Raw genomic sequence first — 24,748 nt, 5'->3', positions numbered from 1 at the left:
GGCAGGGGCTACTACGCCGCCGCCGACTGCAGCCTGCACCCGCAGCCTGGATGGAACCCGAGGGGTTCCAGTCCCACGTGTCCGTCGGCAGCGCGGAGCTGGAGTACCGCGGACCAGGTGACCGGCTGGGCGACGCCGTCGATGAAACCCAGCGCCTGCCCGGCCGCCGCAGCGGCAGCCAACGCCGCTGATGCCGTTTCCTCTCCGCCGGGACCTGCACCGTGAACCGGCTCCCGCGCATCCGGAGGCAGTGCTGCGGCCGACGCATACCAGCCCGGATCCGCGTCGCCCCGGTGCCGGTCCAGACAGCCCAGGCACGGCGTTGTTCCGGGAACCACCAGCGGCCCCACCTGATAGCCGTACTGCTGGACAGACACCGCCAGGTGCGGCTGCTCAAGCCTGTCCACGGGCAGAGCGTGCCGCGGCGCGGGCTGGTCCGATGCCAGGATGGTGAGATCTACTGCAGCCCGCGTACCGCTGTCCGGCCACGGGACCTGCAGCACGCGGACCGTGGGATCGATTCGGTAGAGCTGCCGCTTCACGGCCTGGTAACGCGTCATGCCAATGTCCGTCAGCGCAAACGCAGGGCCGACGTCGCCGGGGGAGACGACGCCCGGGTCGCCCAGGAACACAGTGCCTACTCCGGCGGCAGCCAGGATCCTTGCCGTGAGCGCCCCGCACCGGCCAAGGCCAAGCACCTCCACGACGGCGGCGCCGCGCAGGGCAAGCGGATCCAAAGCATCCCGGCCATAGACGGCGGAGAGGCGTTCGACGTCTGGCCGCAGCCGTTCCTCGCGCAGCGGAGGCAGGAGACGGCGCCTGCCGGGCTGGGCCAGGAGCACCGGAGCCAGCACCCGGAGTAGTTGTTCCTGCCGCTGTCCGTCCAGCCCGGCAGCTGCTCCGGCCGCCGTTTCCTCGCCGTCGGGCACTCCCTTTCGGAGGGCGTTGATAAAGGCGTGGTCCTCCACGGTCAGGCCGGCGAGCAGCAGGGCGCCTTCGCCGAGTCCAAACTGCCGGCGGTCAGGACCGAGGTCCAGGACGTAAATGCCCGGGTTGATCCGCATACCGGTCTCCTTCGGTCAGGGATGTGCGTGTACCGGGGCACCATGTAAGCACGCACAGGACAGGTGCGAGGGAGTTATCCACAGGTTTCGAGGGGGAGCCGGGGAGAATAATGTGGACGTATGCCTTCTCCGTCCGTACCCGCCACCACCCCCGCGGGCTTGCCCATTGAAGTCCGGCGTTCGGCACGCCGGAAAAGGACGGTGAACGCCGTGTTCCGGGACGGTGTCGCGGTCGTCTCCATTCCCGCACACTTCACGAAGACACAGGAAGCGGAGTGGGTGCAGCGTATGGTGGACAGGCTGGAGACCCGCACCGCGGCGCCGCCGGCCGCCGATCAGGCAGAGGCTGGCTCAGGGCTGGTGGAGCGCGCCGAAGAGTTGTCCCGGCGCTATCTCAAGGGAGCCGCGCGGCCCGTATCCGTGCGCTGGGTGGGGAACCAGAACTCCCGCTGGGGCTCGGCCACCCCCGCGCGCGGGACTATTCGGCTGTCGGACAAGCTGATAGGCATGCCCGGATGGGTGGTGGACTACGTGCTGCTGCATGAGCTGGCACACCTGCTTGAGCCTTCCCACGGGCCCCGGTTCTGGCGCCTGCTCGAGTCCTACCCCCACACGGAGACAGCCAAGGCCTACCTGTCAGGCGCGGCCTACGCCAGTGCCCGGGGGCTCAAGGGGGACATGTCCGAAGGCTAGGCGGAAGGCCCGCTCTTTCCCGGGCCTTCCCCACCGGGCTCATCGTCGCCGGAGACTTCCCCGGTTTCCGGTTCGCTCCCGGCCGAATCGCCTGAACCGTCGGCACCGTCCGCCGGAGATTCATTGAAGCCTCCCTCGAGCAGGCGGCGCAGGGCGGCGTCGACGTCCGAATCCGATGCATCGAGCAGCTCCCGCCGCTTGCTGAAGCCAGCCGGATCATCGAGGTCCTCGGAAGTCGGCATGAGATCGGGGTGCTGCCAGATTGCCTCACGTCCGTCGATGCCGCGCTCTTCACGCAGGAGCGTCCAGAGCGCTGATGCATCACGCAGCCGGCGCGGCCGCAGTTCCAGGCCTACCAGGGACGCGAAGGTGTGCTCCGCCGGGCCGCCGCTGGCGCGGCGGCGGCGGATCATTTCCCGAAGGGCTTCCGCAGAGGGAAGGTTTGAAGTTGCCGCAGCGGTGACCTCGTCCACCCACCCCTCAACCAGGGCCAGTGCGGTTTCAAGCCGCTCTAGTGCTGCGTCCTGGGCCGGCGTGCGCTCGGGCTGGAAGACGCCGCCGGCCAGGGCCTCCTGGATCGACTCCGGATTGGCCGGATCGATGTCCCGGGCCACGTCTTCGATCTTGGACATGTCGATATGGATGCCGCGCGCGTAGGTCTCGATAATTCCGAACAGGTGCGGGGCAAGCCACGGTGCGTGGGCGAACAGCCGGGCGTGGGCTGCTTCGCGGACCGCAAGGTAGAGGCGCACCTCGGCGGCAGGGACATCGAGGCCCTCGCCGAACTCGGTCACATTGGAGGGGAGGAGCGCCATGGTGCCCTCCGCGAGAGGGAGGCCAATGTCTGTGGAGCTCAGCACCTCACGGGACAGTGCGCCCACCGCCTGGCCGAGCTGGATGCCGAACATTGCCCCGCCCATGTTGGCCAGCATGGAGGAAGCACCGCCCATCATGGACTTCATCTCTTCGGGCATCTGGGTGGTGATGGCATTGGACAGGGCCTGCGAAATGCTCACCGCCACGGGCTCGGTGAGCCGGCGCCAGGAATCCATGGTTGCCTCCACCCACTCGGCGCGGGACCATGCCCTGCCCAGACTGGTGGCTGAGGGAAAGTCGGTAACCGGATCAAGCCACATCTGGGCAACGTGGAGCGCTTCGTCCACCTCTTTTGCCTGCCCCGGCGTGACGGACGGATCTCCGCCTGCCGCCGCGACCCGCCGAGCGTTGTCCTTCGCCAGCTGCCAGTTGACCGGCCCTTCGGAGGGGGCGCTGAACATAGCCTGGACCTGCTGGAAGATCATGGCCATGGCATTGGGATCGGAAGGGAGACCTGCGGCCTTCGCCAGCTCCTGAGGATCAATGCCGCCGGCCTGCCCGCCGCCAAAGAGACGGGCGAGCATCTCGGACAGCGGATCCTGGGGAGTGTCCCCGTGGTCAGAGGGATTTGAGCTCATGGGTACCACCGGTCCTGTGGAAGTTCTAGTGCATCGTCAGCTGGTGGGTCACCGGCTGCATGGATTCCCACGTTACCGGGCCGGGCGGGGCACTGTCCCGCATTCGCCGGATCCGTTCGCTGTTGGCAAAGGAGCACGTGGAAGAATGGTCAAAGACATCGTGCAGGGCCGGGCTCACCCGGGCGTTCCACGGCGTTGAAGATCTTCCACAACCCGGCGCCGGGCCGGGGCCCGGCCAGGCGCCGCAGGAAAGGACAGCCGATTGCGTTCCCCGAACGATGAATCCTCCGCTGGAATCGAGCCGGAGGGTGCAGCCGGCGGTATGCCCGCCGCCGCGCCCGCGTGGTCTGCACGGCGGTCGCCGCGCAGACGCGCGCTGCTGATCGCCGGGGGGACCTCACTGGTCCTGGGCGCTGCCGGGCTGGTTATTCCTGCTCCCTACGTCGTGGAGTCGCCCGGCCCCACTTTCAACACCATTGGGGAAATCGGCGACAGCCCGCTCATCACCATTGACGGCGAGCAGACCTACCCGACGGCGGGCGAGCTTGCGCTGACCACCGTCTATGTCTCGGGCGGCCCCAACGGTGCCGTGAACATGGGCGAGGTAGTCGCGTCCTGGCTTAATCCCGAGGACGCGGTGCTGCCGGTGGATTTCGTTTACCCTCCCGGAACCACCCGCGGAGAAATCCAGGAAGGAAACGCCGCGGCCATGACGTCCTCACAGGAGTCAGCCGTGGCTGCTGCACTGGACCAGCTGGAGGTTCCATTCACCGAGCAGCTTTCCGTTGCCGGCATCATGGAAGATTCCCCCGCGGAGGGGATCCTGGAGACAGGGGACATTCTCCTGTCCGTTGACGGCACCGACGTGACCAGCGTCGAGTCCCTGCGCGAATCCCTGAACGACACGGAAGGCTCGCCGGCCCGGATTACGGTACGGAGGAACGGAACGGAACAGACTCTGGAGGTCACGCCGACGCTGGGGGAGAACGGCACCTATCAGGTGGGCGCTTACCTGAGCATCGATTACACCTTCCCGTTCGACGTCGCCATCGCCCTCGAAAACGTCGGCGGTGCCTCCGCCGGAATGATGTTTGCCCTGGGGATTATCGACAAGCTGACTCCGGGTGAACTGACGCAGGGACGGAACTTTGCCGGCACCGGCACCATCGACGCGGACGGGCAAGTGGGTCCGATCGGCGGCATCGAACAGAAAATGGTGGGTGCCGCAGACTCCGGTGCCGAGTTCTTCCTGGCACCCAGGGCCAACTGCGACGACGTCGCGGGAAACATCCCGGAGGGGCTGGAGGTAGTCAGCGTCGAGACGCTCGAGCAGGCCCTCACTGCCGTGCAGACTCTTGCCGCGGGCAACGGTGCCGGCGGGCTGGAGAGCTGCACGGACGCCGGCTGAAGCGCCGTATCGAATCACGATCCTAATAAGGTTCGTTCGCAGGTGCCTCATAAGTGGCAGTGCGCGGGATTAACAGGGCAGAATAAGGAACCACGGCAAGAAACGGGCAGGCCGTCGGACACAGGGGTCGTTAGTTGCTTTGATACCGAGGCAGCAGATCCGAACTCGCCGAGCTGTCGCAGGTGCCGTGAGCCGACGTACCGAACGATGAGGTAACTGTGACTTCCGGACCAAATGGCCCATTCTCCCGACCAAGCCCCAGCACCACCCGTCGGCGGCGCAGCCCGCTGATTGCCACCCTGATCGTCGTCGCCGTACTGGTGATCGGGTTTGTCTACTTCTCCCAGGTTTACGCTGATGTGCTCTGGTACAACCAGCTTGGCTTCCTTGAAGTGTTCGTCAAGGAAAACCTGACCCGGATCGCCCTCTTTGCGGCGGCTTTCGTGGTCATGTCCGTCTGCGTTTACTTCAGCATTCGCGCCGCTTACTCGTCCCGGCCGATCTACGCCCCGGACAGCGCGCTGCAGGACAACCTGAACCGCTACCAGGCCCAGCTTGAGCCCGTCCGCAAGCTCCTGATGATCGGCATTCCGGTTGTGGTCGGCGGATTCGCCGGCACGGCGGCAATGGCCATGTGGGAACAGGCACTGCTGTTCTTTAACCGCAAGGACTTCGGGCAGACTGACCCCGAGTTCAACATGGACTACAGCTTCTATCTCAACACCCTGCCGTTTATCGGCTTTATTGTGGGCTTCCTGATTTCCGTCGTTGTCATTAGCGGCATCGCCGGGCTCCTGACCCATTACCTCTACGGCGGCATCCGTCTCGAGGAGAAGGGCGTCTTCGTCAGCCGCCCGGCACGCATCCACATTGCCGTCATTGCCGCTTCCTTCCTGCTGCTGCAGGCGGTGAACTTCTGGCTCGACCGCTACAACACGCTCCTGAGCACCTCGGGTTCCTGGACGGGCGCGCTGTATACGGATGTCAACGCCGTAATCCCGACAAAAGCCATCCTCGCCGTTGCCTCGGTGATCGTGGCGCTGCTGTTCATTCTCTCCGCGATCATCGGCCGCTGGCGCCTGCCCATTATCGGTACGGCCATGCTGGTCATCACGGCCATCGTTGCCGGCGGCGTGTACCCCTGGATCGTCCAGCGCTACCAGGTCATTCCGTCTGAGCAGACGCTTGAGCGCGAATACATCCAGCGCAACATCGACATGACCCGCGAAGCATACGGACTGGCCGACACCGAAGTGATGGACTACGACGCAACGGTCGACGCCAACGCGGGCGCTCTGGCGGCCGACGCCGGAACCACTGCGAACATCCGTCTGCTGGACCCCAACGTCGTTTCGGACGCATTCGGCCAGCTCCAGCAGTTCCGCCAGTACTACCAGTTCCCCGAAACACTGAACGTTGACCGCTACGACGTGGAGGGCGATGTTCAGGACACCGTCATTGCCGTTCGTGAGCTGAACATCAACGGCGTTCCGGACGGCTGGGTGAACGAGCACGTCCTGTACACCCACGGCTATGGCGTGGTCGCGGCCCGCGGCTCTACGGTGCAGGCTGACGGCAAGCCCAGCTTCATGGAATCCGGCATCCCCTCCACGGGTGTGCTGGGTGACTACGAGCCCAGGGTGTACTTTGGCGAGTCGTCCCCTGACTATTCCGTAGTTGGTGCTCCCGAAGGCTCTGCTCCGGTGGAAATCGACCGGCCGCAGACCGGCAACGCGGAGGACGACACCCAGACCACCTTCTCCGGTGACGGCGGACCCAGCGTAGGCAACCTCTTCAACCAGCTCGTCTACGCGATAAAGTTCCAGTCCACGGAACTGCTGCTCTCGGACTTCGTCAACGAAGACTCCCAGATCCTTTACGATCGTGATCCCCGCGAACGCGTCGAGAAGGTAGCTCCGTACCTGACGGTGGACGGAAACGCCTACCCGGCCGTTGTTGACGGCCGCGTGAAGTGGATCGTCGACGGCTACACCACCAGCCGCTATTTCCCGTACTCCACCCAGCAGGAGCTTGCTTCGGCAACCACCGACTCCCTGACCGGGGGCGCCTCCGCCGCGCTGCCGGCGGACCGGGTGAACTACATCCGCAACGCCGTGAAGGCGACCGTGGATGCCTACGACGGGTCGGTCACCCTCTATGCCTGGGATGACGAGGATCCGCTGCTGAAGGCGTGGCAGGATGTCTTCCCGTCCACCCTGAAGCCGTACAGCGACATGTCTGCGGACCTGATGGCGCACGTGCGCTACCCGGAGGACCAGTTCAAGGTCCAGCGGGAGCTCATGGGCCGCTACCATGTCACCGATGCCGAGTCCTTCTACAAGAACGACGACGCGTGGTCCGTTCCGTCCGACCCGACCCGGACAAACTCCGACGTCAAGCAGCCGCCGTACTACCTCTCGCTGCAGATGCCGGGGCAGGACAGCCCGGCGTTCTCGCTGACGACGCCGTTTATACCTTTTGTCAGCCAGAACGGTGAAGCCCGGAACGTGTTGTACGGCTTCCTCGCAGCTGATGCGGACGCCGGAACCGGTACCGACGGCGAGAAAGCCGAGTCGTACGGGAAGCTGCGGCTGCTTGAGCTGCCGACAGACACGGCGGTGCCCGGCCCCGGTCAGGCACAGAACCGGTTCAACTCGGATCCGACGGTCTCAAATGCGCTGAACCTGCTGCGCCAGGGTGCCTCCGAGGTCATCAACGGCAACCTGCTCAGCCTGCCTGTGGGAGGCGGCATGCTTTACGTGCAGCCCGTCTATGTCCAGTCTTCCGGAGCCTCCTCCTACCCGACGCTGCAGCGCGTGCTGGTGAACTTCGGTGAAAAGGTCGGCTTCGCTCCGACCTTGGACGAAGCACTCGACCAGGTCTTCGGCGGCGACTCCGGAGCCGTTACCGGCGACCAGGGGAACGTCGGGAACACCCCGGCTGACGGCACCACCCCGGCGCCGTCGGAGACTACGGCCCAGGCCGATCTGGAAACTGCACTTTCCGACGCCGGCGCAGCCATCCAGGAGGGTCAGGAAGCACTGGCCAGCGGCGACTTCGCAGCCTATGGTGCGGCGCAGGACAAGCTGAATGCGGCAATCCAGCGTGCCATCGCGGCACAGGACCGGATTGCCGGTGCTGCAGCCGGTGCCGCTGACGGCTCCGCCGACTCCGGCAGCGAGTCTGGCGGGGACAGCTCCGGAGAGTAACCTGCATGAGTTGCGGCTCCTCCCCGCGGACGGTAGAGTGGATACCGCGCCGCGGGGTGGAGCAGTTCGGTAGCTCGCTGGGCTCATAACCCAGAGGTCGCAAGTTCAAATCTTGCCCCCGCAACCAAGAAAGAATCCCCATCCGGATAACCGGATGGGGATTCTTTTTGTGCAGGAACGTCTGTGGACATCTGCGAACCTGCCCCCGGCTCTTAGACTCTCGGTATGAATGCCCGCCGTCGCCCGGGGCCACATGGCAGCTACCGGCCTGATCCGAAGGGCGATCCGGGCCGCCGTGAGACTGCGCTGCAAAAGGTGGACCGGAACTGGGCTGACCTCCTGCAGGAGCTGCGCGTGCTTCAGACCGGGATCCAGATCCTGACGGGCTTCCTGCTGACCCTGCCCTTCCAGCAGCGGTTTGCTGAGCTGTCGCCGGTGCAGGTGGGGATCTACCTGTCCCTGGTGGTGTTGTCCGTGCTCGTTACCGCGGTCCTGATGTCCACGGTCGTGATGCACCGTTCATTCTTCCACCGCCGCATCAAGTATCAGCTGGTACGCAACAGCGACCTCGTGCTCCGCTGGACCCTCCTCCTTGTGGCCCTGATCCTGATTGGCACACTGGCTCTGGTATTCGACGTCGTCCTCGGCGGGGCGGCTGCCGGTGCTGCCGCCGCGGTTGCGGTCGTGGTCCTGGTTCTGCTGTGGCTTGTGCTGCCCCGTGTCAGCAGAAGCCGGGCACTGCGCCGGCAACGGCATTGAGGGCACCGGAAACTCCGCAGGCCGGTGCCCGCTGCGGGTACACCGGCCTGCGGCCGAAAGGCTGGGCGGGACTAGTTCTGCTCGATAGCCGACTGGTTGCCGGCAGATGCCTTCAGTGCGGCAAGGCGGGCTTCCACCTCGGTCTGCTCACCGAGGTCCTCGAGGGACTCGAACTGCGCATCGAGGCTGGAAGCAGCCAGCTCGTTGGCGCCCCGGACCCGGGCCTCCTCGCGGCGGATCTTCTCCTCGAAGCGGCCTACTTCGGAGGTGGGATCCATGACATCGATGCTCTTGATCGCATCGTGCATCTGGTTCTGCGCGGCCGCATTGCGGGAACGGGCAATGAGCTCGTTTCGCTTGGACTGCAGCTGCTGGAGCTTGTCCTTCATCTGGTTCAGCCCGGTCTTGAGCCGCTCGACGATTTCTTCCTGGGAAGCGATGGTCGGCTCGGCTCCGCGTGCTTCGTTCTCCGAAGCCATCTGTCGCTGGATGGCGACCTTGGCCAGGTTGTCGAACTTCTCCGCGTCAGTAGTATTGCCGCTGGCCCGGAATTCGTCTGCCTTGCGGGAAGCCGCAAGCGCCTTGTTGCCCCAGCTGCGGGCATTCTCCAGGTCCTCGTTGTAGTCGTCCTGGAGCATGCGCAGGTTGCCGATGGTCTGGGCGACGGCGCTTTCGGCCTCGGCGATGTTGTTGCTGTAGTCGCGGACCATCTGGTCAAGCATCTTCTGGGGGTCTTCCGCCTGGTCCAGAAGCGCGTTGATGTTGGCCTTGGCCAGTTGGGCGATCCGCCCGAATATGGACTGCTTTACCATCTGTCTGCCTTTCGCAATTGTTCACGCAGTGCGTGGTTGTGCTGTTGCCAGCCTGTCAAATTCCGTGTCCGGCGGTAACCCGTCCCGGGAAATCCCGCCGGGGGTCCGGGTCTAGAAGTTCCCTCCCGAGGAGCCAAACCCGCCGCCTCCGCCGCCGAAGCCTCCGCCGCCGCCGAAGCCGCCGAAGCCTCCGCCACCCCAGCCTCCGCCGCCGCCGGAGCCGCCGCGCAGGATGGAGTCGATGAGGATTCCGCCGAGGATGGCCCCGCCGAGTCCGCTTCCGCCGCCCCGGCCGCCGTACATGCCTCCGCCGCCGCCCCAGCCGCCCATGCCGCCGAAGCCGTCTACGTCCTGCTGGGCCATTTGGGAGGCCTGTGCGGCCAGAGCGTTCGCCTGCTGGGCGTAGGCAAGTGCGCTCACGGGGTCAGATGACTGCAGTGCGATGGCCTGCTCCAGGTTGCGTTCGGCTTCCGCGAGCCGGGTGCGGGCCTCGCTGCCAACACCTCCGCGGCGGGCGCGGATGTAGTCGGACGTTCCGGCGATCTGCGCCTGTGCGGACATGATGGTGTGCTGGAGTGCGTCGCGAGCGCGGCGCTCCTGTTCCTGGCGGTCCCGCAGGCCTTCCAGGGAAGCGTCAAGCTGGGCATTGGCCGCTTCAAGCCGTCCCAGCAGGTCGACCGGGTCATATTTGCCGCCGCGCGCCGCGGCAACGGCCTCCAGCGCCTGCTCGACGCCGGCAATGGGTCCGGCGAGTGCCGGCTGGGCGCCGCCCTGGGAGAACGCCCGGGCCTGGGCCAGGTCCTGGCGCGCATCGGCCACGGCCCGGTCGAGTTCGGCTGCGGCCGAGTCAAGTCCGGTTCCGGTACGGTCAATGGCGTCCAGCAGGACATTCGCCTGGTGGACGCTTTCCTCGGCGGCACGGACGGCCAGGACGGCCGCCGAAGTATCTCCGGCCTGGAGTTTTTCCTGTGCAGTGTCTGCTGCGTTCTCCACGAAGGCCAGCCGCTCGCGGGCCTGGTCGATGTTGTCCCGCACCCTCACGAGCGCGGTGTCGCTGTAACGGGTTTCGAGTCCGTCCAGCGCCGCACGGGCGGAGTCCAGCCGGGCCGATGCGGCCCGGGCGGAGTCCCGGGCGGTCGCCAGGGCAGCCGGTGCGTTGCGTTCAAGTTCGCGCAGTGCGTCGAAGTCTTCCTTATGGGCCTGCAGGGAATCGTTGACGGCCTCGCACCGCCGGATGATGTCCTTGAGCCAGGTCCGCTGCTGCTCTTCGGTATCCGGGATTTCGTCATCGAGCTGCTGCTGCATCTTGAAGGACTCGCCCATGTGCGCCCGGGCAACGGCGAGGTCGTCGGTGAAGGTGGATACGGCGTCGTCCCCATACTGAGCGGCGGCGAACGCCAGTTCCTGCTCACTGGACTTGATGGCGTCGTCCGCGGCGACGAGCAGGCTCCCCGCGCGCTTGCGCAGGTCAGCCACGCTCATGGCATCCAGGGGATCCTTGGGCGCGGTCTGTTCCCTGCTGGCCACTGCGCGGCGTTTGCCGGATCGGCTGCGGACCAGCAGGAATACGGCGAAGGCCCCAACGAGCACCACGCCCGCGACCACGAACGCCGGCACCAGGCTGCTGCCGCTGCCGGTGGAGACTTCACCGCTTCCGCCGCCGGCAATGTCCTCCAGCGACTTGGCAGCATTGACTGCCGCTGCCGTCCAGTCCTGGGAGGTGATGTTCTGGTTGCCAAGCAGCGGATCCGTCGCGGCGTCGATCATGGCGTTGCGGCGTTGTTCGGTCAGGACGGACTGGTCCCCGGTGGCCACCTCGATCTTGCGTTCCTCAGTGGCGATGCTCAGAAGGGCCTCACGCGAGCCCATGCCCTTGGCGGTGACAACGTCCTGTGCCCAGGCGGCGGGATCCGCGGGATCAGTGAAGCTGTCAACGAACACCACGAAAAGCGTGTAGCCGGTGCTTTGCTGCACATCGCTGATGGCCTGCTGGACTTCCGCGGTGCCGCTGCCCAGGGAATCGTTGGTGTCCACGAGGTACTGGCCCGGAGGAATGGCGACCGGAGAATCGGCGTAGGCCGCCGACGGCGCGAACACCGCCAGGGCGCTCAAAGCCAGTACGGCTGCAAACCGTTTCGTCCTCAACCGCATAAATGAATCCTTAGTCTGTCCGTGCTGTCTGTGCGCTGCACGTGGGTAGGGTTTCCTGGCTGCCGGGCGGATATGGCTTTGATTCTATGGGTGCCCGCACTGCCAGTCCACCACGAAACCGTATCCCATGAGTCTGTACGTTTTCTCGGACTATTGCGGTTGACTAGGGCAGACGGAGACCCGGACGGCGAGGGGCGGGAAACGAAAGCGCATTCGGGAAATTCCCAGCAGACATTCAGAAAGCTCGCGCCTCGTGCACAGACTCCACTGCCATAGTGGATAGGTCGATACTTGTGGGTACACCGAATTTTCGAAAGGACGGCCCATATGAGTGAGCACCTTGGGGGCTCTGAAGGCCCGCAGCGGCCGTTGCCTCCCCGCCCGCCGGTCCCGCCGACGCAATCAGCTCCGGAGGGCGAAAGCCAGGCCGGCCCCGCAGCGGATACCACCCGCCTCCCTGCCGGCGGCCAGCACCCTGCGCCGGAAACCGCCGATCAGCACCCGGGGCCGGAAGCCAGCGGGCAGCACACTGCGCCGGAAGCCGGCGGGCCATGGACGGCGCAGCAGGGCCGGCGGCCGGAGTCCGCAGCCCGGGAAGCGGCGGCTTCCGGAGCTTTCAACACTGCCGGCTACAACAGCGCTGCCGGTCCGGCTCCGCAGACTCCGCCCGCTGCCCACCCGTCCGGATATGCCGGTTCCACCGGCGGTGGCTACGGTGGCTACGGTGGCTACGGGGGCCATTACGGCAGCCCGGGACCCCAGCAGCCCGCCGGCCGGCGACGCTACGGAACGGGAACGATCGTTACCGCCATGCTCATTGCCGGACTGCTGGGCGGAGGTGTGGCAGTGGCGGCGGACGCCGTCCTGGACGACGGCTCGCCCACTGCGGGAACCACCGGCCAGTCCAACACCGTCGTGGTCAATGACAAGGACAACGTCAACGCGATCACCGCTGCCGCCGTCAAGGCATCGCCCAGCGTCGTGACCATTGAAGTTGCCGGTTCGGGTTCCTCGGGCAGCGGATCCGGCATCATCCTGGATGACCAGGGGCATATCCTGACCAACACCCACGTGGTAACCCTCGGCGGCACTGTTGCGGACCCAAGCATCGAGGTCCAGACCGAGGACGGCAGGGTCCTCCCGGCTACCGTCGTCGGAACCGACCCGCTGTCGGACCTGGCCGTCATCAAGGTGGACGCGAACAACCTCACGCCTGCAACCCTCGGCGACTCGGACAACCTGAACGTAGGCGACTCCGTACTTGCCATCGGTGCTCCGCTTGGGCTAGCCGGAACCGTCACCGACGGCATTGTTTCAACACTGAACCGCACCATCAGCGTGCAGTCCTCGGCAGCACCTGACTCCAACACCGATTCAGCGCCGGAGGATGACGGTTTTGGGTTCCGGTTTGCCCCGCCGGACGGTTCTTCCCAGAACCAGAGTTCGGCGTCCAACTCGATCTACCTGAATGTGATCCAGACCGACGCAGCGATCAACCACGGCAACTCCGGCGGTGCGCTGGTCAACACCGACGGCGAGGTCATCGGCGTGAACGTGGCCATCGCGTCAGCGTCGTCCGGATCCAGCGGTGAGGACAGCGGCAGCATCGGCGTCGGCTTCGCTGTTCCGGCGAGCTACGCCCAGCGCGTTGCCGACGAGATCATTTCCGACGGATCCGCTTCGCACGGATTCCTCGGCGTCTCGGTGACCCCGGCGACCGGGTCCGGGTCCTCATCCTTCACCATCGGAGCGCAGGTCGCGGACAACCCGGCCAGCGGCACGCCGGCAGCGCGTGCCGGACTGCAGAAGGGCGACGTCGTTACGTCCGTGGACGGAATCCCGATCACGGATGCCCAGTCCCTTACCGCGGCCATCCGCATGCAGGCCGCCGGGTCAAAGGTAAAGATCGACTACGTGCGGGACGGGAAGAGCCAGAGCACCGACGCAACCCTGGGAGATTCAGCAGAACAGTAGCCATAGACCGGCATTCCAAGGTTCCGCCCCGCCTGCCGTCCGGCCGGCGGGGCGGAACCGTTGTCGCGGACGGCCCGGGGATGCGGCCGGCATCAATTCGCACCGGAACGTTCGAGGCCGGGGGCCGCGTGTGATTAGCTTAAAGCTGTCGCCGCCGACGGGCGGGGGATGCCGGAAAGCACACCGGCGCAATCTTCCTACAGGAAAGGCCGGAATGCAGGAGTCAGCCAACAGGCCGCTTAACATTGTTGTTTTGGTGAAGCACGTCCCGGACACCCAGTTTGACCGCCGTCTCGACGGACCGGACCACACCCTGGACCGTTCCGAGAGCATCCTCTCCGAACTTGACGAGTACGCGCTCGAAGCCGCTCTGCAGCTGGCGGAGGAACGCGGGGGAGACAAGGGCGGAAACTCCGTGACGGCCCTCACCATGGGCCCCTTGGCCGCAGGCAACGCCGTGAAGAAGTCGCTGCAGATTGGTGCCTACAAGGGCGTGCACCTCTCCGACGAAGCGCTGGAAGGGTCCGACGCCGCTGCCACCTCGCTGGCACTGGCCGCCGCAGTCCGGCACCTGGAGGCAACCCAGGGCCCGGTGGACCTGGTCATTACCGGCATGGCCTCCACCGACGGCGAAACGTCGCTGGTTCCCGCGCAGCTCGCTGAGCGTCTCGGCTTCGCCCAGGTGACTTTCGCATCGGAGCTGGAGACCGTGGCCGGCGATGCAGGCCCCGTACTGCGCGCACGGCGCGACGGCGATTCGTATTCCGAGGTCATCGAGGCTCCGCTGCCGGCAGTCGTCTCCGTCACCGACCAGGCGAACGAACCGCGCTATCCAAACTTCCGCGGCATCATGGCCGCCAAGAAGAAGCCGGTCACCGTCCTCTCTCTGCAGGACGTCGGCCTTGATTCGGCGCAGGTGGGCAAGGAGGGCTCCTGGACGTCCGTGGCGGCTTCCGCGCCGCGGCCCGCACGCGGCGCCGGCACCGTCATCACGGATGACGGAAACGCCGGCATCAAGCTGGTGGACTACCTCGCTTCCCAGAAACTCATCTAGCACGTCCCACACGGCGCTGCCGCGCCCGCACATCTAGGAGAGCGCCCCATGGGCTCCGTACTGGTATTTATCGATGTTCCTTCCCTGACCCTTCCCCGTGCCGGCCGGGAACTGCTGGCCATCGCTTCCTCGATCGGCAGTGCCGAAGTAGCCGTTCCCCGCCCGCTGGACGACGACGCCGCCGCGGCGCTGGGTGCCTGCGGCGTCACCCGCATCTACGAACCCGCCCAGGAACTGCCGGACGTCCTGGTCGCGGCCAAGGCTGCCTTCCTCGCCGAAGCCGTCCGTGCCGCGAATCCCGATGCCGTGCTGCTGGGCAATTCATTCGAGGACCGGGAAGTGGCGGCCAGGGTCGGCATCAAGCTCGGTTCCGGAGTCATTACCGATGCCGTGGCCGTGGCTCCGGACCTGTCTGTGACCAAGTCCGTCCTCGCCGGTTCCTACACCTCCACCTGCCGGGTGCAGACCGGAACCCCGATCATCACGGTCAAGGCCAACTCCGTGGAGCCCGCCGAACCCGGCGACGGCGCCGCTCCGGAGCGCAGCCTGGTGGCCGTTCCGGAAGCCGGCCCGGCCGCCGCCGTGGCCGAGCGTTCCGAAAAGCGGGTCAGCGGGCGTCCCGAACTCTCCGAAGCCAGGGTCATCGTGGCCGGCGGGCGCGGCGTGGACGGCGACTTTGGTCCGGTGGAAGAACTCGCGGACGTGCTTGGGGGAGCCGTCGGGGCATCCCGCGCGGCAACCGATGCGGGTTGGATCGAGCACTCGGCGCAGGTTGGCCAGACCGGCAAGACCGTCTCGCCGCAGCTCTACATCTCCGCCGGCATCTCCGGTGCCATCCAGCAGAAAGCCGGCATGCAGACCGCCAAAGTGATCGTGGCCGTGAACAAGGACCCGGACGCGCCGGTCTTCGAGATCGCGGACTTCGGCATCGTGGGCGACTTGGCCACCGTGCTGCCGCAGGCCGCCGAAGAAATCCGGAAGCGGCGCGCGTGAGCGGTTTCCCCGGCTCCGCGCCCGGACGCGTCCTGGCGTTCGCGGCGCACCCGGACGACATCGACTTCGGTGCTGCCGGCACCCTGGCCAAATGGGCGGAACAGGGGGCCGAAATCTCCTACTGCATTATGACGTCGGGAGATGCCGGCGGCTTTGAAACCGGCGGCAGGGAGGACATTATTGCCCGGCGCAACGCGGAGCAGCGTGCTGCGGCAGATGTTGTGGGCGCAGGCGAGATCCACTTCCTGGGCGAGCGGGACGGGTTCCTGGCGGTGAACCACGAGGTAGTGGGCAAAGCAGTGGAGCTGATCCGCCGGGTGCGTCCCGATGTCGTTCTTTCGATGCACCCGGAACGCAACTGGTCCCGGATCCAGGCCAGCCACCCGGACCACCTGGCGTGTGGGGAGATCGTTACCCGTGCCGTGTACCCGGCGGCGGAGAATCCTTTTGCCTATCCGGAGCTGGAAGAAGGCGGACTGCACGCCTGGAAGGTGCCGTGGCTGGTTTTCTACGGCGCTCCGCGTGAACGCGAGAACCACGCCGTGGACATCACGGCTCAAGTTGACACCAAACTGGAAGCCGTCCGGGTGCACGCCAGCCAGCATCCGGACCTGGCCGGAATGGAGTCTGCCGTGCGCTCGTTCCTGCAGGAGAACGCGGCACGCCACGGGCTGCCCGAAGGCACCAGTGTCGAGGTCTTCCATGTGGTGGGAGTCAATACTCCCGCAACCATCGCCGGTTTCTAGGGCTTTACGGCCGTCACCATCAGGGTGTCGGCATTGAGGGTGTATTCCTCGCCAAGTTCTGCCAGGAACGCATCGCGGACCCGGCCCGCGGCGTCCTGTTCTGCCGGAAGCAGCAGCCGCAGCGGGCTGCCCATCACCAGGGACCAGGCGAGGTCCCGGCTTAGCAGCACCGGTACGGACGTGTGTACGGCGCTGACCTCTTTTAGGCCAAGTTCCTGCAGCCAGTCCGAGGCCTTGGATGCAGTGTTGATGCGGAGCATGTTGTCCCGCGAAGACTCGCTGGTGTTCGGCAGCTCCACGCCCTCAGCGGCGCAGTGCCGGAAGAGGGCGGACGTAAATTCCGTCAGCGCGCCCTCCGCCCACGTGCTGAATGCCAGCCTGCCGCCGCTGCGCAGGAGGGAGACCAGGTGCCGAACCCCGGCGTCCATGTCCGGCAGGAAGAAGACGGCGTAGCCGCACAGGACTACGTCATACTCCGTGTCGGAACGGAACCCCAGGACATCGGTCTGGGAGAAAGCGACGTTCTCCAGTGAGAGGGTCCTGGCCTTGGCAGCGGCTATCTCCAGCAGCTCTGCGGAGAGGTCGACGGCATCCACGATCGCGCCCGGACCGGCGCTTTGGGCTGCGGGAACAGTGATTGAACCGCCGCCGCAGCAGGCATCCAGGACACTTTCGTCCAGCTTGACGTCCGCCGCGGCAACCAGGGCGTTGCCCATCGGATTCCACAGTGAGGGGGCCATCCGTTCGAAGTCGCCGGCTCCGGCGTCGAAAATCCTGGCAAGGGGCTGCTGCTCGGGCATGGTCTGTCCTTCGGCTTAGAGCTGGGCACCAGCGAAGCCGTGCTGTCGCCAGGCTTCGTAGACGGCTATGGAGGCGGAGTTCGCGAGGTTCAGCGACCGCAGGGACGGAAGCATGGGCAGCCGCAGCCGCGCGGTCACCCGGGGATCGCGTTTGACTTCCTCGGGCAGGCCGACGGATTCCGGGCCGAAGAGCAGCACGTCGCCGGGCTGGTACGCAACGTCCGTGTAGGAAGTTTCGCCGTCGGAGGTGAAGGCATAGACCCGCTCCGGGCGCAGTGACTCAAAGGCGGCTTCGAGGTTCGGGTGGACATGCATCACGGCGAGGTCGTGGTAGTCCAGGCCTGCCCGGCGCAGCTTGGAGTCTTCGAAGTCGAAGCCCAGGGGCTCCACCAGGTGCAGCTCGGCGCCGGTGATCGCAGCAAGCCGGATCGCGTTGCCCGTGTTGCCCGGAATTTCAGGAGTATGGAAGAGGATGCGGAACACGTCTTTATCCTATGCCCGGGCCGCTACTGCTTCGTCGCTTCGAGCAGTGCGCCCAGCACGGGAAGCAGGACCGTGTTCGGCTGGGGGCCGGTGCTGAAGAAGCGGCGGAGGTCCCTTGCCAGGGTTCCGGGGTTCACGACGTCGACCGGCGCCGACTCCGGCAGGTCCGGCGGCGAGTCGATGATTGGCTCGAACGGGTTTTGGTTAGGGCTGTGCAGGACAAGCCAGCCCGAGACCCGCACGTCGGGGAACTTCTCCTGCAGGGTCCGGACCGCGTCGGCAAGGCGGAGCGAACCTACAGGACGGCCGCGGTGGCGCAGCTGCTTCCCATCCCAGTACCAGGCACCCGGTGACGCCATGATCGAGTCGACGACCGCCATCCGGTAGCCGCCCAGCAGGACGTGCCCGATTTCCAGGTTCCCGCCGCGCGGCCCGCTGTCCGGGATCCGCAGGGAGTTGACGAGCCTGCCGGCCGGGTAGTCCGGCAGCAGGGAGTTCGCGAGCAGCCCGATGGTGAGGTTCTCAGCGTCGAAGCGTGAACCGGCAGAGGAACCCAGGCGCTTGAAGAGGCCCGGTCTCTCGGGTTCGCCGTTGACCTGGCGGCCAATCATGGCCAGCGGGATGGCAGGAGGGCGCTGGGGAGTGAAGTCAGGCTCGAATACCGGCGGCCGGCCGAAATCCGGGCTGGGAGCAGGTCTGCCGGCGGTGCCTCCGCCGGCGCCGCCGGTACCCGCGGGACGGACGGGCGACGCACCGGAAACGGGACCTGCGGAACCTGCCCGGCCCAGCCGGCGGTCGTAGGCGGAGCGCTGTTCCGGGTCCGAAAGCACCTGATAGGCCTCGGAGATGAGGTGGAACAGCTCGCTGCTGCCGCCCTGGTCCGGGTGGGCGCGGCGGGCAGCCTTCCGGTATGCGGATTTGATCTCGTCAACAGTGGCGGACGGCGTGAGTCCCAGTACCTCGTACAGCGTTTGGGCTGGGGGAGTCACTGCTGGTCCTTTCGGTAGCGCATCGGCCTTCCGCGGCAGCGGTTGCCAACACGTTCTCGGTCGCGCCTGGCGGCGCAGGCACCGATATAACGCTGCAGGATGCGGAATGGTTCGCCGGCGGACGGTCCTGTTCGCTCCCGGTGGAGCCCCAATTCTATCCGCTTGAATCCCCGTTCCCGTGCGCCGGTCCGGGGCAGGCGGCGGGCCGGGAAGCCACCAAACCTCCTTGCCGTGCCGGACGCGGAGCACAGGCGGGAACCCGGGCGCTAGAATTGTCTGGTGCCCGTGTACCTCGACCACGCGGCGACCACGCCGATTTCGGCCTCGGCCCTCGCCGCACTCACCTCCGAACTGAGCCGCAGCGGCAACCCATCCTCGCTGCACGGCTCCGGCCGGCGCGCCCGGATGGTGGTGGAAGACTCCCGCGAGGCGCTGGCTGCAGCGCTGGACTGCCACCCGTCCGAGGTCATCTTCACCTCGGGAGGAACCGAGGCGGACAACCTGGCCGTCAAGGGACTGTACTGGTCCCGGCGGGACGCTGATCCGCGCCGGAACCGCATCCTCTGCTCTCCGGTGGAACATCATGCCGTGCTGGATACCGTGGAGTGGCTGCAGAAGCACGAGGGCGCTGAAGTGACCTGGCTGCCGGTGGATTCCGACGGCGTCGTGAGCCTTGACGCGGTGCGCTGCGAACTTGAGAAACACGGAAGTGAAACGGCCCTCGTGACCCTGATGTGGGCGAACAATGAGGTCGGCACGCTCCAGGACATTCCGGCGCTGGTTGAGCTGGCGCATTCCCACGGCGTCCCCGTTCATTCCGACGCAGTGCAGGCTTTCGGTGCCGTGCCCGTCAGCTTCCGCGATTCGGGCCTGGACACCATGGCTGTCAGCGGGCACAAGATCGGCGGCCCGGTGGGCGTCGGAGCGCTCGTGGTTGGACGCGCCGTCAAACTCACGCCGGTGCTGCACGGCGGCGGACAGGAGCGGGATATCCGTTCCGGCACGCTGGACAAGCCCGGTATCGCGGCCTTTGCCGCCGCCGCCCGGGAAGTCACTGAGAACCTTGCCGAGGAGGGCACGCGGCTGCGGACCCTGCGCAACTACCTGATTGCCGCCGTCGAACGCACCGTTCCGGAGGCCGTGCTGCGCGGACCGCGCGACGATGAGGAGGGCACCCGCAGGCTTCCCGGCAACGCGCACTTCACCTTCCCGGGCTGCGAGGGCGATTCCCTGCTTTTCCTCCTGGACCTGGCAGGCGTAGAGTCGTCCACCGGATCGGCGTGCACCGCCGGGGTGCCGCGCCCGTCCCACGTCCTGCTGGCCATGGGGCTGAGCGAAACAGAAGCACGCGGTGCCCAGCGGTTCAGCCTGGGGCATACATCCACCGCCGAAGACGTTGATGCATTGATAGATGCCCTGCCTGAAGCGTACGAACGGGCCAAGAAGGCCGGCATGGCGGGCAGTGAGAGCAGCATACGAACAGCAGGAACGGGTTTTAGCTAATGAAGGTTTTGGCAGCAATGAGCGGCGGAGTCGATTCCGCCGTAGCCGCAGCACGGGCAGTTGAGGCAGGGCACGACGTCGTCGGGGTCCACCTGGCACTGTCCCGCATGCCCGGCACCCTGCGCACCGGCAGCCGGGGCTGCTGCACCATCGAAGATTCGCGTGACGCCTGGCGGGCGTGCGACATCCTGGGCATTCCGTACTACGTCTGGGACTTCTCCGAGCGGTTTAAGGAGGACGTGGTCGATGACTTCGTTGCCGAGTACGCTGCCGGCCGCACGCCGAACCCCTGCATGCGCTGCAATGAGCGGATCAAGTTCGCCGCGCTGCTGGAGAAGGCACTGGCTCTGGGGTTCGACGCCGTCTGCACCGGCCACTACGCCAAGGTGATTACCGACGCCGACGGCAACCCGGAGCTGCACCGCGCCGCGGACTGGGCGAAGGACCAGTCCTACGTGCTGGGCGTGCTGACCCACGAGCAGCTCAGGCACGCCATGTTCCCGCTGGCCGAGACCCCGTCCAAGGCCGAGGTCCGGGCTGAGGCAGAGCGCCGCGGACTGTCCGTTGCCAACAAGCCGGACAGCCACGACATCTGTTTCATTCCCGACGGCGATACCCGGGGATGGCTCGAAGAGCGCATCGAGATGAGCGAGGGCGAAATCGTTGACCCGACGGGCGAAACCCTCGGCACGCATCCGGGCGCTAATGCCTTCACCGTCGGCCAGCGCAAGGGCCTGAAGCTCGGCCGTCCGGCGGCGGACGGCAAGCCGCGCTTCGTGCTGGAGATCCGGCCGAAGGAAAACAAGGTCATCGTTGGACCTGAAAAGCTGCTTGAGATCGACCAGATGCGCGGCATCAAGGTTTCCTGGGCGGGCCTGCCGATCCACGAGGTGGAAACCGGGGCAATGTTCGAGTGCACCGCGCAGGTACGGGCGCACGGCGATCCGGTTCCGGCCACCGCCTGGATGGAAACCGGCGAGGAAGGCCGCAGCGAACTGGTGGTCCGGCTGAAGGATCCGATGCGCGGAGTGGCCCCCGGACAGACCGTGGTGATCTACCAGGGCACCAGGGTGCTGGGCCAGGCCACGATCGACTCGGCACGTTCGCTGCAGTGGGACCCTGCAGCGGTCTCCTAGTCCCGGCCGCCGTAACGTGCACCTGCGTGCCGGAGGCAGGAGCCTAAACTGGACTTATGAGTACTGCACCAGCTGACGATTTCGACCCCACAGCCAGTTCCCTGTCCGGGAAGGTGGCAGGCGAGGTCATGGCCGAGCTGCTTGCCATGCGCAGCAGCATCGACAACATCGACGCCACGCTGGTCTATCTCCTGGCTGAGCGTTTCAAAGCGACCCAGCGGGTAGGGCACCTCAAGGCTGAACACCATCTTCCGCCGGCGGATCCCGGCCGTGAAGTCGCGCAGATCGCCAGGCTCCGGCGGCTGGCCGAAGACGCAAACCTTGATCCGGCTTTCGCCGAGAAATTCCTGAACTTCATCATCAGCGAAGTAATCCGGCACCACCAGGCCATTTCCGAGACCCGCAACGGCGGCAGCAGTGCAGAAGGAGCCTGAGCAGGCTGCTGCGCCCACGCCGGCGGGCGTGAGCGCAACGGCGCAGGGAACCTGGCCCGGGACCGACCCGGTGGAAGCTGCAAGAATCATCCGCGGCGAACTGGGCGAGCCGCACCTGCCGTTCCTGGTTGAACTGCCGGCCCGCGGCGTCGGAGCTGATGCAGCGGGACGGACCGCAGCCATGCTGGTGGATCTGCCGGTCGACCTGCAGCCGCACGGCTGGCGCCTGGTGGACCGCCCCGGAATGGACTACCGGCGTGCGGAATCCCTGCTCTCCCGGGACATCAACACACTGGCAGACGTAATCGGCGTTGAAGAGAATCCCGGCTCCAGGCTCAAGGTTTCCCTGCAGGGACCGCTGTCCCTCGCCGCCGGAGTTTACCTGCACAACGGCGAGCGCGCCCTGTCCGATGCTGGCGCCCGCCGGGAGATCACTGAGTCGCTGGCAGCCGGTGCGGCAGCGTTTGCATCCCGGGTCCAGGCCATCGCCCGCGGCGCAGCGCTCACGGTGCAGCTGGACGAGCCGCTCCTGGACCGGATCCTGGACGGGCGCATACCCACAGCCAGCGGATACCGGACCCTGCGTTCAATTCCGCCGCAGGAAGCGTCCCAGTCCTGGCACCTGCTCCGGGAATCCCTGCTTGCCGCGGGGGCCGCGGAAGTGGTCCTGAACCTGCCCTCTGCCCGCCACCGCCAGTCCAGCTCCGGTTTGGACCTCGCGCTGGGCGCGGGTGCGGACGGAGTCGCGCTGCCCCTGGCAGGCCTGGGCAACAGCGACTGGGAAGGTATCGCCGAAGCAGTCGAAGCCGAAAAGCACATCTGGCTCGGTGCCCTGCCGCTGCCCCCGGCCGGAGAGCATCCCCGCCAGGTGACGTCGCTGGTTCAGGACATCACGGCGGGATGGATGAGGGTAGGACTTCCGCTGCGGGACCTGCCCGCGCTGGGCATCATGCCGGCCGGCAATCTCGCGGACCTTGCACCGTCCGCTGCGCGGCGCGTGCTTGAACGCCTCACCCAGACAGCGTCCGCGCTGGACCAGCTGGCGGCCGAAAGCTAACGGGCAGGGCTAGAGCCTGCGCTCCCACTTCTCGGGTTCGGCGTCCGGCGGCAGAACGCCGTCGAACTCCCGGTACTCGTAGGTGAAGCTGCCGTCATACACGAAAACCGTGCCGAACTGCCGCTGCCGGACGATCGTCCGGATCCGGAAATGCCCGGCGGTTTCATCCCACCACTGCTCGGCGTGTGCATCGGCACCGGCCAGCACGGGCACCGGTATCCGCAGCCGGCCCAGGAACAGCCGGGTATGCGGAGAATGCATGTGCAGCCGCCCGTCCCGGGACACCGAAAGGTCCAGGTCAGTGGCCAGGTTCCGGCGTCGCCCAACATAGTCGGTCAGGCCGGTTGGGGATGTGAGGGAGGTTGTGTCCTCGAAGATCCGGTCCGCGCGGTCGAACTTGAACGTTCGGACCGCAGTGAGCGACGAGCGCCCGAACGGATCAAGATGCGGGTAGTTGCTGATGGTGAACGGCACATGACGGCCAAACTCGGGGAAGAACGCGTTGGCTACCGGAATCGCGGAGAGGAACGGCCGCAGCGCCGGGCGCGGACTGCCGGCGACGTCGAAAATCCCGGTGCCGAAGCCATACCGGCCCTCGCCGGGCTGCAGTGAAAAATAGTCCTGCAGCTGGGGCTGCAGGCGGCCAAACGCGGCGCCGAGCGCCCGCTGGTAGACGGAGCCATCACTCATCCACCCAGCCTACGCCGCCTGTTCCCCGCGCGCCCGGAGGCAGGGGCTAGAGACGGCCGGAAGCCTTCAGCCGGATATATACGTCCGCCAGCTTGGGCGGCAGCTCATGCGGCGGCTCATCGACAACTTCCGCACCCATGGATTTGAGCTGGGCGGTCACCGCAGCACGGTCCAGCAGGGCCCTTTCTGCGGCGGCGGCGCGGAACACCGCCGAGGCGGACGTCCGGTCCCCGCGAAGCTCATCCAGGGCCGGATCCCGCACCGAGGCGACTACCACCACATGCTTGGCGAGCAGGGCAGGCAGCACCGGGAGCAGCCCCTCTTCCACCGCACCGGCGTCCAGCGCGGTAATCAGCACTACCAGTGAGCGCCGGGAGGACATCGAGGCAACCAGGCCGGGAAGCAGGGAAAAGTCAGCTTCGATAAGTTCCGCGTCCAGCGGGGCCATTGCACCGGCGAGACGGTTCAGCAGGTTGGCCTTGGCCGCTGAATCCACGCGTGCCCGGATCCGGCGGTCAAACGCCGCGAAGTCCACGCGGTCGCCTCCGCCCTGGGCCAGCATGCCCAGCAGCAGGGCTGCTTCGATCCCGGTGTCCAGCCGGGGTTCATCCAGGATGCGGGCTGCGGCTGTCCGGGACGTGTCCAGCAGCACGATGACCCTGCGGTCCCGTTCCGGCCGCCAGGTGCGCACCACGGTGTCCCGCCGGCGCGCCGTCGCCCGCCAGTCGATGGAACGGACATCGTCACCGCGGACGTAGTCGCGCAGCGAGTCGAATTCGGTGCCCGCACCCCGCAGCTGCACCGAGGCGTTGCCGTCGATTTCCCGCAGCTTGCGCAGCTTTGCCGGCAGGTGGCGCTTGGAGCGGAACGGCGGCAGCACACGCAGGGTGCCCGGGTAGGGGAGCGTGCGCTGCCGGGCGGCCAGGCCCAGGGGCCCAAACGAGCGAATGGTGACCGAGGCAGTCTTCAGGCTGCCCCGGCGTTCGGGCCGCAGGCTGCCCGCGGCCCGGCGTGCTTCATGAGCGGGAACGGTGATGCGGCGTTCGCTGCGCAGCTGGCCCGCTGACGGCTGCCAGGCATCCCGGACGGCAGCGCGCAGTGTCCGGTTGGATTCGTTGCGGACCACCATGGCTGCGGGCACGTCTTCATCCAGCCGTGCGCTTTCGGGCAGCTCGCGTTCCAACCGGGTTTGCAGCGGCGGCGCCGCCAGGGCCAGGTCCAGGCCGGCCGCTGCCGCCGTCAGGGCCAGCCAGGCCAGGATTGTTCCGGTGCCCGGGAAGAGCACGACGGCGACGGCGCCCAGCGCGGCCAGGATCACCAGGCGGTGGGAAATGGCCAT

The 24,748-nt window shown here is 66.6% G+C and carries 21 protein-coding genes and 1 tRNA gene; 13 read left to right on the top strand and 9 right to left on the bottom strand.

What is annotated here, in order from left to right; all coding sequences use genetic code 11:
* Positions 1-11: 11 nt before the first annotated feature.
* Positions 12-1,064: a ThiF family adenylyltransferase gene (locus tag ITX31_RS06260; RefSeq protein ID WP_194782616.1), complete on the bottom strand. Its 1,053-nt coding sequence runs from the start codon at positions 1,062-1,064 to the stop codon at positions 12-14.
* 120 nt (positions 1,065-1,184) lie between these two features.
* On the opposite strand from ITX31_RS06260, the gene ITX31_RS06255 reads away from it, so the two are divergent.
* Positions 1,185-1,757: a M48 family metallopeptidase gene (locus tag ITX31_RS06255; protein ID WP_194782615.1), complete on the top strand. Its 573-nt coding sequence runs from the start codon at positions 1,185-1,187 to the stop codon at positions 1,755-1,757.
* Here ITX31_RS06255 and ITX31_RS06250 read toward each other — a convergent pair.
* The gene (locus ITX31_RS06250) at positions 1,754-3,211 is read right to left on the bottom strand and encodes a zinc-dependent metalloprotease (protein WP_194782614.1); all 1,458 of its coding nucleotides are present in this window, start codon (positions 3,209-3,211) and stop codon (positions 1,754-1,756) included. The genes ITX31_RS06255 and ITX31_RS06250 overlap by 4 nt on opposite strands.
* 262 nt (positions 3,212-3,473) lie before the next feature.
* On the opposite strand from ITX31_RS06250, the gene ITX31_RS06245 reads away from it, so the two are divergent.
* From ITX31_RS06245 to ITX31_RS06230, 4 genes are all read left to right on the top strand, one after another.
* The gene (locus tag ITX31_RS06245) at positions 3,474-4,619 is read left to right on the top strand and encodes a PDZ domain-containing protein (protein WP_228529089.1); all 1,146 of its coding nucleotides are present in this window, start codon (positions 3,474-3,476) and stop codon (positions 4,617-4,619) included.
* Positions 4,620-4,837: 218 nt separating this feature from the next.
* On the top strand, positions 4,838-7,828 hold the full coding sequence (locus ITX31_RS06240; RefSeq protein WP_416354786.1) for a UPF0182 family protein: 2,991 nt from the start codon (positions 4,838-4,840) through the stop codon (positions 7,826-7,828).
* A 50-nt stretch (positions 7,829-7,878) separates the two neighbouring features.
* Positions 7,879-7,955, top strand: a tRNA-Met gene (locus tag ITX31_RS06235).
* Between the two features lie 98 nt (positions 7,956-8,053).
* Entirely contained in the window at positions 8,054-8,587 is a 534-nt protein-coding gene (locus tag ITX31_RS06230; protein ID WP_228529088.1) for a DUF6328 family protein, read from the top strand.
* A gap of 71 nt (positions 8,588-8,658) precedes the next feature.
* On the opposite strand, the gene ITX31_RS06225 is transcribed toward ITX31_RS06230, so the two are convergent.
* A complete protein-coding gene (locus tag ITX31_RS06225; protein WP_194782613.1) occupies positions 8,659-9,399 on the bottom strand; it encodes a PspA/IM30 family protein in 741 nt (246 codons plus the stop codon).
* A 111-nt stretch (positions 9,400-9,510) separates the two neighbouring features.
* Positions 9,511-11,550, bottom strand: a complete 2,040-nt coding sequence (locus ITX31_RS06220; RefSeq protein WP_194782612.1) for a TPM domain-containing protein — start codon at positions 11,548-11,550, stop codon at positions 9,511-9,513.
* A 327-nt stretch (positions 11,551-11,877) separates the two neighbouring features.
* Between ITX31_RS06220 and ITX31_RS06215 the strand changes: the two genes are divergently transcribed.
* From ITX31_RS06215 to ITX31_RS06200, 4 genes are all read left to right on the top strand, one after another.
* Complete coding sequence (locus ITX31_RS06215) at positions 11,878-13,524, top strand: S1C family serine protease (protein WP_194782611.1); 1,647 nt, start codon at positions 11,878-11,880, stop codon at positions 13,522-13,524.
* 214 nt (positions 13,525-13,738) lie between these two features.
* On the top strand, positions 13,739-14,578 hold the full coding sequence (locus ITX31_RS06210) for an electron transfer flavoprotein subunit beta/FixA family protein (RefSeq protein ID WP_194782610.1): 840 nt from the start codon (positions 13,739-13,741) through the stop codon (positions 14,576-14,578).
* Between the two features lie 48 nt (positions 14,579-14,626).
* A complete protein-coding gene (locus ITX31_RS06205) occupies positions 14,627-15,571 on the top strand; it encodes an electron transfer flavoprotein subunit alpha/FixB family protein (RefSeq protein ID WP_194782609.1) in 945 nt (314 codons plus the stop codon).
* A complete protein-coding gene (locus tag ITX31_RS06200; RefSeq protein WP_194782608.1) occupies positions 15,568-16,317 on the top strand; it encodes a PIG-L deacetylase family protein in 750 nt (249 codons plus the stop codon). The genes ITX31_RS06205 and ITX31_RS06200 overlap by 4 nt, the downstream gene beginning before the upstream one ends.
* On the opposite strand, the gene ITX31_RS06195 is transcribed toward ITX31_RS06200, so the two are convergent.
* From ITX31_RS06195 to ITX31_RS06185, 3 genes are read right to left on the bottom strand one after another with little or no spacing between them, the layout of a single operon-like run.
* Positions 16,314-17,117 carry a class I SAM-dependent methyltransferase gene (locus ITX31_RS06195; protein ID WP_194782607.1) on the bottom strand — a complete coding sequence of 268 codons (804 nt, stop codon included), beginning with the start codon at positions 17,115-17,117 and terminating at the stop codon, positions 16,314-16,316. The two genes, ITX31_RS06200 and ITX31_RS06195, sit on opposite strands and share 4 nt — an antisense overlap.
* Before the next feature lie 15 nt (positions 17,118-17,132).
* A complete protein-coding gene (locus ITX31_RS06190) occupies positions 17,133-17,600 on the bottom strand; it encodes a tRNA (cytidine(34)-2'-O)-methyltransferase (RefSeq protein WP_194782606.1) in 468 nt (155 codons plus the stop codon).
* 23 nt (positions 17,601-17,623) lie between these two features.
* Entirely contained in the window at positions 17,624-18,589 is a 966-nt protein-coding gene (locus ITX31_RS06185; RefSeq protein ID WP_194782605.1) for a J domain-containing protein, read from the bottom strand.
* A 279-nt stretch (positions 18,590-18,868) separates the two neighbouring features.
* Here ITX31_RS06185 and ITX31_RS06180 point away from each other — a divergent pair, with 279 nt between their 5' ends.
* From ITX31_RS06180 to ITX31_RS06165, 4 genes are read left to right on the top strand one after another with little or no spacing between them, the layout of a single operon-like run.
* Complete coding sequence (locus ITX31_RS06180) at positions 18,869-20,092, top strand: cysteine desulfurase family protein (protein ID WP_194782604.1); 1,224 nt, start codon at positions 18,869-18,871, stop codon at positions 20,090-20,092.
* Entirely contained in the window at positions 20,092-21,228 is a 1,137-nt protein-coding gene (mnmA, locus tag ITX31_RS06175) for a tRNA 2-thiouridine(34) synthase MnmA (RefSeq protein WP_194782603.1), read from the top strand. Before ITX31_RS06180 ends, mnmA begins: the two co-directional genes overlap by 1 nt.
* 56 nt (positions 21,229-21,284) lie before the next feature.
* Complete coding sequence (locus tag ITX31_RS06170) at positions 21,285-21,662, top strand: chorismate mutase (protein ID WP_194782602.1); 378 nt, start codon at positions 21,285-21,287, stop codon at positions 21,660-21,662.
* On the top strand, positions 21,646-22,719 hold the full coding sequence (locus ITX31_RS06165) for a hypothetical protein (protein WP_323745600.1): 1,074 nt from the start codon (positions 21,646-21,648) through the stop codon (positions 22,717-22,719). The genes ITX31_RS06170 and ITX31_RS06165 overlap by 17 nt, the downstream gene beginning before the upstream one ends.
* Positions 22,720-22,728: 9 nt before the next feature.
* On the opposite strand, the gene ITX31_RS06160 is transcribed toward ITX31_RS06165, so the two are convergent.
* Positions 22,729-23,409 carry a DUF4166 domain-containing protein gene (locus ITX31_RS06160; RefSeq protein ID WP_194782601.1) on the bottom strand — a complete coding sequence of 227 codons (681 nt, stop codon included), beginning with the start codon at positions 23,407-23,409 and terminating at the stop codon, positions 22,729-22,731.
* A 46-nt stretch (positions 23,410-23,455) separates the two neighbouring features.
* Positions 23,456-24,748, bottom strand: coding sequence for a DUF58 domain-containing protein (locus tag ITX31_RS06155; protein WP_194782600.1), 1,293 nt, complete (start codon positions 24,746-24,748; stop codon positions 23,456-23,458).

Origin of the sequence: Arthrobacter gandavensis (assembly GCF_015355785.1) — a bacterium.
Lineage (GTDB): Bacteria > Actinomycetota > Actinomycetes > Actinomycetales > Micrococcaceae > Arthrobacter_B > Arthrobacter_B gandavensis_A.
Note: the sequence above shows the minus strand (reverse complement) of the source record. Positions and strands in the feature narration are given on the sequence as shown.

Coding starts and splice junctions, on each gene's coding strand:
- ITX31_RS06195 (WP_194782607.1), bottom strand. CDS start 17,117: ATGCCCGAGCAGCAGCCCCTTGCCAGGATTTTCGACGCCGGAGCCGGC.
- ITX31_RS06220 (WP_194782612.1), bottom strand. CDS start 11,550: ATGCGGTTGAGGACGAAACGGTTTGCAGCCGTACTGGCTTTGAGCGCC.
- ITX31_RS06155 (WP_194782600.1), bottom strand. CDS start 24,748: ATGGCCATTTCCCACCGCCTGGTGATCCTGGCCGCGCTGGGCGCCGTC.
- mnmA (WP_194782603.1), top strand. CDS start 20,092: ATGAAGGTTTTGGCAGCAATGAGCGGCGGAGTCGATTCCGCCGTAGCC.
- ITX31_RS06160 (WP_194782601.1), bottom strand. CDS start 23,409: ATGAGTGATGGCTCCGTCTACCAGCGGGCGCTCGGCGCCGCGTTTGGC.
- ITX31_RS06205 (WP_194782609.1), top strand. CDS start 14,627: ATGGGCTCCGTACTGGTATTTATCGATGTTCCTTCCCTGACCCTTCCC.
- ITX31_RS06250 (WP_194782614.1), bottom strand. CDS start 3,211: ATGAGCTCAAATCCCTCTGACCACGGGGACACTCCCCAGGATCCGCTG.
- ITX31_RS06260 (WP_194782616.1), bottom strand. CDS start 1,064: ATGCGGATCAACCCGGGCATTTACGTCCTGGACCTCGGTCCTGACCGC.
- ITX31_RS06255 (WP_194782615.1), top strand. CDS start 1,185: ATGCCTTCTCCGTCCGTACCCGCCACCACCCCCGCGGGCTTGCCCATT.
- ITX31_RS06210 (WP_194782610.1), top strand. CDS start 13,739: ATGCAGGAGTCAGCCAACAGGCCGCTTAACATTGTTGTTTTGGTGAAG.
- ITX31_RS06230 (WP_228529088.1), top strand. CDS start 8,054: ATGAATGCCCGCCGTCGCCCGGGGCCACATGGCAGCTACCGGCCTGAT.
- ITX31_RS06170 (WP_194782602.1), top strand. CDS start 21,285: ATGAGTACTGCACCAGCTGACGATTTCGACCCCACAGCCAGTTCCCTG.
- ITX31_RS06225 (WP_194782613.1), bottom strand. CDS start 9,399: ATGGTAAAGCAGTCCATATTCGGGCGGATCGCCCAACTGGCCAAGGCC.
- ITX31_RS06215 (WP_194782611.1), top strand. CDS start 11,878: ATGAGTGAGCACCTTGGGGGCTCTGAAGGCCCGCAGCGGCCGTTGCCT.